Below are 13,139 nucleotides of genomic sequence, written 5' to 3'. Positions count from 1 at the left end.
AGCGCGGACCTGTTTCGGCTGCACCCTGGGACCGGTTTTGCTGCCGATTCAACTGGTATTTAAGAAAATTCTTAAGCAAGGCAGACGCGGCGTGATTGTCTTCAACAGTATATGCCTTGCCCTGATGTAACGTTGGTATTATGCTTTCAACGTCCTCTTAGCCGATTTCTTGTTTGCCTCGGCAAATTTCACATGTTTTGCGATCACATGTGAAATCTGCACAGATGAATTGCGGCCGGCTGGATCTCAGAATTGGGAGAAGATCATGCCAGGTCTTTGTCGGACGTTGCATCTGGCCAGGATCTGGGTTGTTGCGGCAACCCTCGTTGGAATCGCGCAAGGCGCGCGCGCGGACTGTATCGCCGAACGACCGATGGCCATGGTTCCCGCCAATCCTTTGGCCTGTCAGCAGCTTGAGCCCACGATCCGGAAGCCATCGGCACTGTCCTTGGGGGATTACGAGAGCAAGCTCAATCAGTATCTGGGCGGCTATTGTTATCGCAACGAAGCTGCAGGATGGGTGCACGACAAATACGTGCGCCAGGCCGGACCGCGGATCGCGACCCTGGTCAAGGGCACCTGGCAGGGCGTCGATCACGGAACCCATGCCCCAGTGATGATCTGGTATTCGCCGGAAATGATGGACTGGCTTCGCAAAAATCGCTCGGACAATGGCGAGGTCGATCACCCGCCGCCGGTTCCCGACGGCGCCATCATGGTGAAAGAGATGTTTTCGGAGCCGGCGTCGGATTGCCGGACAGTCGATCCTCGCAAACTGCTCCCGACCAGCGGCGCCGCGATCATGATTCGCGATGCCGGCGCCTCTCACGACGGCTGGTTCTGGGGCTGGTACGGCTTTGGCAGCCAGAGCGGCTGGACCCCGGATTGGCCGGCTTTGCCGGCCGACAACAACAGCATGCCGAATATGGGCTTCGGCCAATACTGCATGAACTGCCATGCTTCGGCGGCCGACAATCTGACCTTCGCATCTCCCAAGAACGTCGAGGGTGAGCCCGGCAAGCCGCTGAACTACCTGGCGCAGGATTTCTTCAAGGGACCGCCGACGCCGACCTTGCACCAGGCCGTCGTTCTGCCGGTCAATACCAGGCCGCGTCTTGGCGAACCGCTCTATAGCCCGAACGCCGACGTGATCGCGGCGCTGAAGGCGTATGTCCGCGAGATGCCGACCTATGAAACCGTTTCGCGAATGCCCTCCGAGACTTACGACAACACCTGGGTCGGGGCCAAAGGTCCCGATGCGTCCGATACCTTCCTGACGTCGAGCCAGTGCCTCGGTTGTCATGACGCCGGCAGCACCGGGCTCCAGTTCGACATGACCAAGCCGAACCCGCATGGCGATGGCTTGATCAATCTGTCTCCGCTGGCAACCTGGCGAACCTCGCCGATGGGGCTGGGAGGCCGCGATCCGATATTTTTCGCGCAGCTGGCGAGTGAGATGCAAAGCTTCCACCCCAAAATGTCTGGCGTCGTGCAAGACGTTTGCCTCGGCTGCCATGGCATAGCCGGAGAGCGGCAGTTTCATATCGACGAGAAGGCGCGCTCGGGCAAATGCGAACTGTTCTCGCGCAACATGGTCGATGCGACGCCTTGGCCGGCCGACAATCCGAGCGCGGTGCACGCCAATTACGGCATGCTTGCCCGCGACGGCATTACCTGCACGTCCTGTCACCGCATGGTGCTCAACACCAAGGCCAGCGAGCCGCTCGCCGATGCGCCGCAGAACGCCTGCGTGAACGAGCGGCAGGCGCTGCTCAATCCGCATGCGAGCGGTTTTGCCAAGACCTTCACCGGCAGCTTCATGGTCGGTTCGCCCGACGCTCTCATCGGCCCGTTCGAAAAGCCGGAAGTCGGGCCCATGCAGACCGCCCTCGGCATCAAGCCGGTTCATGATGCCACGATCACGAGTTCCGAGGTTTGCGGGACGTGCCACACGGTTCACCTGCCGGTTCTGCAGGGGGCCAACACCTTGGCCCATATCTACGAGCAGACGACCTATCCGGAGTGGGCGTTCAGCGCATATCGAACCGGCAGCACGCCGGACGGCCCGCTTCCACTGGGCGCCGGCGCTGCGCCGCAGAGCTGCCAGGGCTGTCACATGCCATCAAGGGAGCCGGACGGAACGCCGACGATGAGCAAGATCGCCAGCATCCAGGAAAATCTGAATTTTCCGCAGACCGAGTCCAGCAACGCACCGGATCTTTCGGTCCGCGAAGGGTTTGCTCGCCACACGCTGGTCGGCCTCAACGTCTTCCTGGTCAAGATGGCGCAGCAGTTTCCCGATGTCTTCGGCATCAGGACGCGCGATCCGATGATGGGCAAGAAGGCTCTCGATCCTCTTGTTCTCACCGAGCAGGCGATGCTGGACCAGGCATCGCAGACAACCGCCACCGTCGCCGTCAGCGATATTGCCATGACCGCGGATGCGCTTGACGCCAAGGTGACGGTGAAGAACCTGGCCGGTCACAAATTTCCCTCCGGCGTGGGTTTCCGGCGCGCGTTCCTCACCTTCAGCGTGCTCGACCAGAACGGCGAGCCGCTCTGGGTCTCCGGCCGGACCAACGCCGCCGGCGTGATCACCGACGCGGATGGCAAGCCGCTCCATGGCGAGCTCTGGTGGAAGGACGATTGTTCCGGCCGCATCCACCCTGGCGAGCGGCCGCATCAGCCGCACTATCAGAAGATCACGCGACAGGACCAGGTTCAGATCTATCAGGAACTGGTTTCTACGCCGCCCGCCAATTCGCCGAACCCGATCTGCAACGCGGAGGCCAAGCCGGAAGGTGAGCTGACGACCAGCTTCCTGTCGATCTGCACCGAGGTGAAGGACAACCGGATTCTGCCGGCTGGCTTCTTGCCGCTCGAAAGCCGGCTCGAAATCGCCAAGGCGCTGGGCGCGGATGAGGATCTCGCCATCGATGTCGGCACGACCGCTGTCGAAGACGATCCCGACTATGTAGCGGGCGGCAGCGACACACTGAGCTATTCGATACCGCTTGCCGATTTGCCGAAGGGCACACACCCTGCCAGCGTCGAGGCGGACCTTTACTACCAGGCGACGCCACCCTCCTATCTGCAGGATCGATTCTGCACTGCCAAGGGCCCTGACACCGATCGCCTGTACTTCCTGACCGGGCATCTCAATCTGGCCGGCACGGAAGCAGAGGGATGGAAGCTGAAAGTGGTCGGCTCGGGAAATGTCGCCGTGGCCGCCCAGCCTTGATTACTGCAGCATGAATTCGACCGCCGCCTCGGCATGGATGCGCGTGGTGTCGAACACCGGAATGTCGAAATCCGGCTGGCCGATCAGCATGGTGATCTCGGTGCAGCCCATGATGACGCCGTCGATCTTTTCTTCGCGCCGCAAGCGGGCGACTTCGTCGATATAGGCCGCCTTCGATGGCCCGCTGACGATGCCCTGGCAGAGCTCGTCGTAGATCACGCGATGCACCATGTCGCGCCCGGCCTGATCCGGCACCACCGGCTGAAGACCGTATCTGTCGGCAAGCCGGCCCTTGTAGAAATCCTGCTCCATGGTGAAGCGAGTCGCCAGCAGCGCCGGGCGCTTGACGCCGGCATCCTTGACGGCAACCGCGGTGGCATCGGCAATGTGGATCAGCGGGATGGACACCGCCGCCTGCACCTCATCGGCGAGCTTGTGCATGGTGTTGGTGCAGACCAGCAGCCCTTGCGCGCCGCCAGCTTCCAGGCTGCGCGCGGCCTCCACCAAAAGCACCCCGGCGCCCTGCCAGTCGCCTTCATGCTGTCGCTCGGCGATCTCGGCGAAATCGAACGACCACAACAGGAGCTTTGCCGAATGCAGCCCGCCAAGCCGCTCGCGCACGATCTCGTTCAGCAGCCGGTAGTAGATCGCGGTCGATTCCCAGCTCATGCCGCCGAGCAGGCCAAGGGTTTTCATCTGCTCCGCACTCCGATTTGCACGATCAATCTCACAAAAAGCTCTGCGGATCGATATCGACCTGCACCCGGACCGAGCCGCGCAGCTTCGGTCCTTCGGCCAGCATGGTGCGGATGAAACCTTGCATGTCGGCACGCCGCTCGCCCTGGATCAGCAACCGGAAGCGATGACGGCCGCCGAGCAGTGACAGCGGCGCTTCGGCCGGGCCGAGCACGAACAGGTCGCTGGCTTGAGGCGCGGCGCGGCGCAGGCCCCGCGCATGGCCCTCCGCTTCCGCCCGCGTCACGGCGCTGACGATGACGCCGGCGAGCCGGCCGAAGGGCGGCAGTGCCGCCCGCTCGCGCTCGGCGATCTCGCGCTCGTAAAAAGCCTCGGCATCGCCGGAGACGATCGCCCGCATCACCGGATGCTCGGGCTGGAAGGTCTGCAGCAGGCCGAGGCTCTTCTTGCCGGTGCGGCCGGCCCGTCCCGTCACCTGGCTGAGCAGCTGGAAGGTGCGCTCGGCGGCGCGCGGATCGCCATTGGCGAGACCGAGATCGGCATCGACCACCCCGACCAGCGTCATGTTGGGGAAGTTGTGGCCCTTGGCGACCAGCTGCGTACCGATGACGATATCAGCCTCGCCATTGGCGATGGCCTCCAGCTCGAGCCTGAGCCGCCGCACCCCGCCCATAAGGTCGGACGACAGGACGATGGTACGGGCGTCGGGGAAATGCGTGACGACTTCTTCGGCGATGCGTTCGACACCCGGCCCGCAGGCGACGAGATGGTCGAGCGTGCCGCATTCCGGGCATGCCTCCGGCCGCTTCTCGTTGTGCCCGCAATGGTGGCAGACGAGCTGGCCGCGAAAGCGGTGCTCGACCAGCCAGGCCGAACAGACCGGGCAGCCGAAGCGATGACCGCACACCCGGCACAGCGTCAGCGGCGCATAGCCGCGCCGATTGAGGAAGAGCAGCGACTGCTCCTGCCGCTCCAGTGTCCGCTTCATATGGTCGAGCATCAGCGGCGACAGGAAGCCGCCACGTGCCGGCGGCGCGCGCCGCATGTCGATGGTCTTCAGGTCGGGAAGCGACGCCTCGGCAAAGCGCCCCGAAAGCACCGCCCTGCTGTAGCGGCCCTGGCTTGCATTGACCCGGCTTTCGACCGACGGCGTCGCCGATGCGAGCACCACCGGAAAGCCGCCAATATGGCCGCGCACCACCGCCATGTCGCGGGCATTGTAGAAGACGCGATCCTCCTGCTTGTAGGCGGGGTCGTGCTCCTCGTCGACGACGATCAGCCCGAGATCGCGGAACGGCAGGAACAGCGCCGAGCGCGCGCCGGCGACGACCCGCACGCCGCCTTCCGCCACCTGCCGCCAGACGCGCTCGCGCATCCGTGGCGGCAGGTCGGAATGCCACTCCGCCGGCTTGGCGCCGAAACGATCCTGGAAGCGTTCGAGGAAGGCATGCGTCAGCGCGATTTCCGGCAGCAGGATCAGCACCTGTTTGCCCTTGTCGAGTGCGGCCGCCACGGCCTCGAAATAGACTTCGGTCTTGCCGGAGCCGGTCACTCCATCGAGCAAGGTGACGCCGAAAGCGTCGGCCGCGACGCCGGCGCGCAGCATCACGGCCGCATCCTCCTGGTCGGGCATCAGCGCGGGCTGGGCGTAGGCGGGGTCGGGCGCTGCGACCACCGGTCGCGGCGGGATCATCACGGTCTCGAAAACGCCTTGCGCCCGCAGGCCGTCGACGACCGTTGAGGACACACCGGCGGCATGCGCAAGCCCCGAGCGCGTCCAGGCAAGCCCGCCTTCGGCCGTCTCCAACACGCGCGTCCTCGCCTCCGTCATCCGGTCGGGCCGGAGCAGCGTGCGCTGCAGCCCTTCGATCCAGGGTTCGGGGTCGAAGGCTTCCGGTGCCCGCAGCAGCATGCGCGCCACCATGCCGGGCGGCGACAGCGTGTATTGCGCGATCCAGTCAACGAGGCGGCGCATGGCGCGGTCGATCGGCGGGCAGTCGAAGACCTGCTCGATCGGCCGCAATTTCTTGGCGTCGACCTTTTCGACGACGCCGTCCCAGACGATGCCGGCCACCTGGCGCGGCCCGAGCGGCACGCGCACGATCGAGCCCGGCACCACGCGCATGCCCATCGGCACCGCATAGGTGTAGGGCTGCTCGGCGGGCATCGGCACCAGCACGGGCGCGACAAAGGGCGAATCTTCTTCCATGAGGCGTGACCTTGCCCTGACTTTGGTCTAGAGCAAAGGCCGACCCCGAATGTGCATGCCATGCACATGAAAATCTTCAGGAGACCCCGTCATGAAATTTTTTGTCGACACCGCCGATGTCAAGGAAATCCGTGAGCTGAACGATCTTGGCTTGCTCGACGGCGTCACCACCAATCCCTCGCTGATCCTGAAGTCCGGCGGCAAGATTTCCGAGGTCACCAAGCAGATCTGCGACATCGTCGACGGTCCGGTTTCGGCCGAAGTGGTGGCCACCGAATTCAAGGACATGATGGCGGAGGCCGAGGTGCTGGCCAAGATCGCGCCCAATGTCTGCATCAAGGTGCCGCTGACGCTGGACGGGCTGAAGGCCTGCAAGACGATCCGCACGCAGATGAACCGGATGGTCAACGTGACGCTGTGCTTCTCCGCCAACCAGGCGCTGCTGGCTGCCAAGGCCGGCGCCTCCTTCATCTCGCCTTTCGTCGGCCGCATCGACGACACCGGTTCGGACGGCATGGAACTGATCCAGGAGATCCGGCAGATCTACGACAATTACGATTTCCAGACCGAGATCCTGACCGCGTCGGTGCGCACCGTGAACCACGTCAAGCAGGCCGCGCTGATCGGCGCCGACGTCATCACCGCACCGCCGGCGACGCTGAAGGCGCTGGTCAAGCACCCGCTGACCGACAAGGGCCTTGAGCAGTTCCTCGCCGACTGGGCCAAGACCGGCCAGAAGATCGGCTGAGATCAGGGTTCACGCATTAAACGAAAAAAGGCCGGGCAACCGGCCTTTTTGTTGCGAACAGCCAAGTGGGAAACGCTCAGAGATGGCCGCCGGAGTGGAGTTTCCAAACGGTCTCTCAGGCCTTCTTGCCGTGCTTGACCAGATCCTGGGCGACCGACAGGCGCAGGAGTTCCGCCAGTTCGCGCGCGGCGCGGTTCTCGGCGTCGAGCTGCGCCCGGTAGGAAGCATATTCCTGGGTTGGCTTGTCGAACGATGACGGCACCGAGCGCTTGCCCCTCGCGATGACCGTACCGGTCTTGGCGTCGGTCAGCACATAGTTCGCGGTGAGCGTCACCGTGCCGGCCGTCGGTTCGTCCTCGTCGGTCTGGATCTGCACAACGGCAGCCGATTCGACCAGTTCGCTGACGCCGAGATCGAGCGTGTAGACCGGCGAGGCCGGCTCGCCCGCGCCCTGGCCGAGCCCGAAGATCAGATTGTTGCGCACCTGCTGGGCGTAGCGGGTTTTGACCGGCTTGATCGAGATCGACGCCAGTTCGGCGGCGGCGCCGACAGTCGAGCCGACGGTGAGCGGCGCATTCGAATAGAGCGGACGCACCGTGCAGGCCGAAACCAGCGCAGCCGAGGCGACCAGGCCGCACAGTGCTGCACGGCGCAGAAAACGCGTCGTCTTTCCAAGCTCAGGCAACGACATTGACGATCCTCTGCGGCACGATGATCACCTTGCGGGGCGCCTTACCCTCCAGCGCTCTCTGCACGAAGTCGAGGGCCAGCACGGCTTTTTCGACGGCACCTTGGTCCGCGTCGCGGGCAATTGTCAAATCCCCGCGCTTCTTGCCGTTGACCTGCACCGGCAGCACGATCTCATTGTCGACGACCAGCGCCGGATCGTAGACCGGCCACGGCCGTTCGGCGACCATATCGGTGCCGCCGAGCGTCTCCCAGCACTCCTCGGCCAGATGCGGCATGACCGGCGCGACCAGGTGCACCAGGATCTCCACCGCCTGCCGGCAGGCGCCTTTCAGCGCCGGATCGGCCCTGCCTTCGGCCACTTCGTTGAGCGGCGCGGTCAAGGCATTGGCGAGCTCGTAGACACGAGCAATGGCGCGGTTGAAGGCGAGCTTCTCGATGTCCTCGCCGACCGCCTTCAGGATCTTGTGCGCCGTCTTGGAAACCGCACCGGCCTCACAGTCCTGCGCCGCCGCAGGCTGGATGCCGGCAAGCGATTCGGCAGCCGTCGACACCAGGCGCCAGACGCGCTGGACGAAGCGGTGCGCGCCGGCCACACCATCGTCGGTCCATTCGACGTCGCGCTCGGGCGGCGAATCCGACAGCATGAACCAGCGCGCGGTGTCGGCGCCGTAGCCGTCGGTGATCTCTTCCGGACTCACCGTGTTCTTCTTCGACTTCGACATCTTCTCCAGCGGGCCGATCACGGCCTCATCGCCGGTGGCGATCTCGATGGCGCGGCGCTTGCCGTCGACATCCTCCAGCCTGACCTCGCCGGGTGACAGCCAGCGACCGTTGGACGCGCTGCCGACGCGGTAGGTCTCGTGCACCACCATGCCTTGCGTGAACAGGCCCTTGAACGGCTCGGCCAGGTTGAGATGGCCGGTTTCGCGCATGGCACGGGTGAAGAAGCGCGAATAGAGCAGATGCAGGATCGCATGCTCGATGCCGCCAATATACTGGTCGACCGCCAGCCATTCATTGGCCGCCCGGGGATCGGTCGGATCGTTCGCCCAGGGCGCGGTGAAGCGGGCGAAATACCACGACGAATCGACGAACGTGTCCATCGTGTCGGTCTCGCGCCGTGCCGGCTCGCCGCATTGCGGGCAGTTGACGTGCCGCCAGGTCGGATGGCGGTCGAGCGGGTTGCCCGGCCGGTCGAACTCGATGTCGTCGGGCAGCCTGACCGGCAGGTCAGCCTTCGGCACCGGCACCACGCCGCAATCCTCGCAATGGATCATCGGGATCGGGCAGCCCCAGTAGCGCTGGCGCGAAATGCCCCAGTCGCGCAGGCGGAAGGTCACCTTGCGCTCGGCCATCGGCCGGTTGCCGATGGTTTTCTGCTCGAGCAGCTTCGCGACCTCGTCGAACGCCTTCTCTGGCTTCATGCCGTCGAGGAAGCGCGAATTGATCATCACGCCGTCATCGACATAGGCTTCGTCGATGATCTGGAACGTCTTTGCATCGGCACCTTCCGGCATCACCACAGGCACCACCGGCAGGCCGTATTTGTTGGCGAAGTCGAGGTCGCGCTGGTCGCCGGACGGGCAGCCGAAGATGGCGCCTGTGCCGTATTCCATCAGCACGAAATTGGCGACATAGACCGGCAGCGTCCAGCTGTCGTCGAACGGGTGGACGACACGGATGCCGGTGTCGAAACCCTTCTTCTCGGCGGTCTCCAAAGCCGCCACCGAGGTGCCCATGTGACGGACCTCCTCGATGAACTTGGCCAAGGCCGGATTGTCTTCCGCGGCCTTCTTGGCCAGCGGATGATCGGCGGCGACAGCCATGAAGGACGCGCCGAAAATGGTGTCGGGCCTGGTCGTATAGACTTCGAGCTCATGCTCGCCACCAACGGGTGCCGCCAGCGGCCAGCGGATCAGCAGGCCTTCCGAGCGTCCGATCCAGTTGTGCTGCATCAGCTTGACCTTCTCCGGCCACTCGTCCAGGCCTTCGAGCGAATCCAAGAGGTCCTGCGCATAGTCGGTGATCTTGAAGAACCACTGCGTCAGCTCGCGCTGCTCGACCAGTGCGCCCGAGCGCCAGCCGCGGCCGTCGATCACCTGCTCGTTGGCGAGCACGGTCATGTCCTCCGGATCCCAGTTGACCTTGGAGGATTTGCGCGTCACCAGCCCCTTCTCGACGAAGTCGAGGAATAGCATTTGCTGGCGGTGGTAGTAGTCGACGTCGCAAGTGGCGAATTCGCGCGCCCAGTCGAGCGACAGGCCCATGACCTTGAGCTGCTCGCGCATGGTGGCGATGTTCTCATAGGTCCAGTCCTTGGGATGGACCTTGTTTTGCATCGCCGCATTTTCAGCCGGCATGCCGAAGGCGTCCCAGCCCATCGGGTGCAACACGCTGAACCCCTTGGCCCGCTTGTAGCGCGCCACCACGTCGCCCATCGTGTAATTGCGGGTGTGGCCGATATGGATCTTCCCCGACGGATAGGGGAACATCTCCAGCACGTAGTATTTCGGGCGCGGGTCGTCGTTTTGAGCTTCGAACAGCTTCTTGGCGTCCCAGGCCTTCTGCCATTTGGGCTCTGACGCGCGCGGATTGTATCGTTCGGTTGCCATCGGATGTTTTTCACTTAAAAAGCAGGCACGAGCCACCGGACAATGGCCGGCGGCCAGCGAAAATGTCGTCGCGGTGTTCACCATGGATTGCCGGACCCGTCAACTGCGGCGATCCGGCCAAGATCGATAAAGACAGGCAGGATATAGGCATGGCGAGCGCCGTCGAACAGCTTTTCACGGTCAAGACGAAGATCACCGCCGCCGAGCGCGAGGCCGGCCGCGCAGCCGGTGCGGTGACGCTGGTGGCGGTGTCGAAAACCTTCGAGGCCGCCGATATCCGTCCAGTGATCGAGGCCGGCCAGCGCGTCTTCGGCGAGAACCGGGTGCAGGAAGCGCAAGCCAAGTGGCCAGCCCTGAAGGAAGCATTCCCGGATATCGAACTGCACCTCATCGGCTCGCTACAGTCGAACAAGGCGAAGGAAGCAGTCGCCCTGTTCGACGTCATCGAGACGATCGATCGCGAGAAGATCGCGGCCGAACTTGCGAAGGAGATCGCACGCCAGGGCCGCTCGCCAAAACTCTACGTGCAGGTCAACACCGGCTCCGAGCCGCAGAAGGCTGGCATCGAGCCGCGCGAGGCCGTCGCGTTCGTCGCCCGCTGTCGCGACATCCACGGCCTCGCCATCGAAGGTCTGATGTGCATCCCGCCGGCCGATGAGAACCCTGGCCCGCATTTCGCGCTGCTGGAAAAGCTCGGCCGCGAGGCCGGCGTCGCAAGTCTGTCTATGGGCATGTCCGGCGATTACGAGACGGCCATCGCCTTCGGCGCGACCAGCGTCAGGGTCGGCTCGGCAGTCTTCGGCAGCCGATGACGGAAGTTTAGGCCAATCCCAACAGTGCAATTGCTCCAACGCTTGAAACGAAACGTGTCGTTCCTATTTGGCTAGTGTCTTCTTGCACTCTCCCGGAGCCCCACCATGCGCTATAACCAACTCGGAAACACGGGGATGTTCGTCTCCGAACTTTGCCTCGGCACCATGACCTTCGGCGCCGCCGGCGAAAACGCCCAATGGGGCCTGATCGCCAGCCTGAACCAGAAGGGCGTCGACGACATCGTCGGCCGGTCGATTGCCGCGGGCGTCAATTTCTTCGACACGGCCGACGTCTATTCGTTCGGTGAGTCCGAAAAACTGCTCGGCCAGTCTCTGAAAAATCTCGGTGTTGACAGGTCGGACGTGATCGTCGCCACCAAGGTTCACGGCGCCATGGGCAGCGGTCCGAACCAGCGCGGCTCCTCGCGCGGCCATATCATGGATTCGGTCGACGCCAGCCTCGAACGGCTGCAGCTGGACCATATCGATCTCTACCAGCTGCACGGTACCGACACGGTGACGCCGATCGACGAGACGCTGCGGGCGCTCGACGATCTGGTGGCCAGCGGCAAGGTCCGTTACGTCGGCGTCTCCAACTGGCAGGCCTGGCGTATCGCCAAGGCGCTGGGTATCGCCGAGCGCAAGGGCTTTGCTCGCTTCGAGACGGTGCAATCCTATTACTCGATCGCCGGCCGCGACCTCGAGCGCGAAATCGTGCCGCTGCTCAACGAGGAAAAGCTCGGCCTCATGGTCTGGTCGCCGATGGCGGGCGGCCTGCTCTCCGGCAAATACGGTCCGGGCGCACCCGGCAATGGCGAAGGCCGCCGCGCCTCCTTCAATTTCCCGCCGGTCAATGAGAACCGTGCCTGGGCGGCCGTCGCAGTCATGCGCGACATCGCCAAGAAGCATGATGTCAGCGTCGCCACGGTGGCGCTCGGCTATGTGCTGGCAAAGCCCTTCGTGATGAGCATCATCATCGGCGCCAGCCGCATGGAGCAGCTAGAGCAGAACCTTGCCGCGACAGAGCTGAAGCTCGACGCCGACGATCTCGCCAAGCTGGACGAGGTCAGCGCGCTGCCGGCCGAATATCCCGGCTGGATGCTGGAGCGGCAGGCGGCCGGTCGGCGCCCCGCGCCTTTCGTACCGAAGACATAGTCCTACTATCGCCGGCCTAAGGGTTCGGGAGCCGTTAGCTCCCGAACGACTTTCAGAGCCGCACGGTCTCGACCAGAAAATCGAGAAAGGCGCGCACCCTTGCCGGCAGATGCTTGCCCTGGCCGACATAGACGGCGTGTGTAAGCTCCTCGTCGCCGGGATTAAAATCCTCCAGCAGCGGCACCAGACGACCGGCGGCAATGTCGGGTTCAATATGCCAGCGCGCCAGCCGGGCGATGCCCGCGCCTGAAAGTGCCATCAGCCGCATCGCTTCGCCGTCGCTGACCAGCGCGTTTCCGGTGGTCGGGACCACGGTGGGGCGGCCGGCCTTGTCGACAAAGGGCCAGCCGTCGATATGGCGCGCGAAGCGGAAGCCCATCCGGTTGTGGCGGTCGAGATCGGCTGATGTCCGGGGCGTGCCATGCCGTTCGAGATAGGACGGTGCGGCGACCACAACTGTCCGGCTTTGCCCGAGCTTGCGCGCCACCAGCCGGGATTCGCCGAGAGGCCCGGCGCGGATGGCGACATCGGCGCGCTCCTCCATCAGGTCGATGACATGGTCCGTCAAAACAAGGTCGATCGAGATCTCGGGATAGCGTTCGAGAAAGCGCGGCAGCAGCGGGATCAGCCGGTGCTGGCCGAAGGGCACATAGCTGTTGACCCGCAGCAGGCCGCGCGGTGCTGCCCCTGCCGCCGCCTCGCGTTCGGCTGCTGCCATGTCGGCGAGGATGCGCACGCCGCTGTCATGGAAAGCGATGCCCTCCGGCGTAAGCTGCAGCCGTCGCGTCGAGCGGCTGACGAGGCGCGCGCCAAGCCGGGCCTCCAGCCGCGCGATCAGCTTGCTCACCGCCGATGGCGTCATGCGCAGTGCCCTCGCTGCCGCCGAAAAACTGCCCGCCTCGACGACGCGGACAAACACTTCGATTTCGCCGGAGCGGTTTATGTCTGGTCTCGCCATTCGTGAATCTATTTCATA

Annotated in this window: 9 protein-coding genes; 4 read left to right on the top strand and 5 right to left on the bottom strand. The window is 64.1% G+C overall.

Annotation, left to right across the window (positions count from 1 at the left end):
- Positions 1 to 373: 373 nt before the first annotated feature.
- A complete protein-coding gene (locus AC1RUK_RS29650) occupies positions 374 to 3,241 on the top strand; it encodes a hypothetical protein (RefSeq protein WP_481837783.1) in 2,868 nt (955 codons plus the stop codon).
- Here the strand turns inward: AC1RUK_RS29650 and AC1RUK_RS29645 are convergent, their stop codons facing one another.
- Positions 3,242 to 3,937 (bottom strand): aspartate/glutamate racemase family protein, encoded by a 696-nt coding sequence (locus tag AC1RUK_RS29645; RefSeq protein ID WP_481837784.1) that lies wholly within the window; start codon positions 3,935 to 3,937, stop codon positions 3,242 to 3,244. It abuts the gene before it with no gap.
- A 31-nt stretch (positions 3,938 to 3,968) separates the two neighbouring features.
- Positions 3,969 to 6,146, bottom strand: a complete 2,178-nt coding sequence (locus tag AC1RUK_RS29640; protein WP_481837785.1) for a primosomal protein N' — start codon at positions 6,144 to 6,146, stop codon at positions 3,969 to 3,971.
- A 91-nt stretch (positions 6,147 to 6,237) separates the two neighbouring features.
- Between AC1RUK_RS29640 and fsa the strand changes: the two genes are divergently transcribed.
- Positions 6,238 to 6,894: a fructose-6-phosphate aldolase gene (fsa, locus tag AC1RUK_RS29635; protein WP_436169712.1), complete on the top strand. Its 657-nt coding sequence runs from the start codon at positions 6,238 to 6,240 to the stop codon at positions 6,892 to 6,894.
- 115 nt (positions 6,895 to 7,009) lie between these two features.
- Here the strand turns inward: fsa and lptE are convergent, their stop codons facing one another.
- The gene (gene lptE, locus AC1RUK_RS29630; RefSeq protein ID WP_481837786.1) at positions 7,010 to 7,585 is read right to left on the bottom strand and encodes an LPS assembly lipoprotein LptE; all 576 of its coding nucleotides are present in this window, start codon (positions 7,583 to 7,585) and stop codon (positions 7,010 to 7,012) included.
- Complete coding sequence (gene leuS, locus AC1RUK_RS29625; protein ID WP_481837787.1) at positions 7,572 to 10,196, bottom strand: leucine--tRNA ligase; 2,625 nt, start codon at positions 10,194 to 10,196, stop codon at positions 7,572 to 7,574. Before leuS ends, lptE begins: the two co-directional genes overlap by 14 nt.
- A 149-nt stretch (positions 10,197 to 10,345) precedes the next feature.
- Here leuS and AC1RUK_RS29620 point away from each other — a divergent pair, with 149 nt between their 5' ends.
- Together AC1RUK_RS29620 and AC1RUK_RS29615 are read left to right on the top strand one after the other, a co-directional pair.
- Entirely contained in the window at positions 10,346 to 11,008 is a 663-nt protein-coding gene (locus AC1RUK_RS29620; protein WP_481837788.1) for a YggS family pyridoxal phosphate-dependent enzyme, read from the top strand.
- A gap of 105 nt (positions 11,009 to 11,113) precedes the next feature.
- A complete protein-coding gene (locus AC1RUK_RS29615; RefSeq protein ID WP_481837789.1) occupies positions 11,114 to 12,163 on the top strand; it encodes an aldo/keto reductase in 1,050 nt (349 codons plus the stop codon).
- Positions 12,164 to 12,215: 52 nt separating this feature from the next.
- Here AC1RUK_RS29615 and AC1RUK_RS29610 read toward each other — a convergent pair whose 3' ends face one another.
- The gene (locus AC1RUK_RS29610; RefSeq protein ID WP_481837790.1) at positions 12,216 to 13,121 is read right to left on the bottom strand and encodes a LysR family transcriptional regulator; all 906 of its coding nucleotides are present in this window, start codon (positions 13,119 to 13,121) and stop codon (positions 12,216 to 12,218) included.
- Positions 13,122 to 13,139: the final 18 nt, after the last annotated feature.

It is taken from the genome of Mesorhizobium monacense, assembly GCF_056781675.1.
The sequence above is the reverse complement of the archived record's forward strand: the minus strand, read 5'-3'. Positions and strand labels throughout refer to the sequence as shown.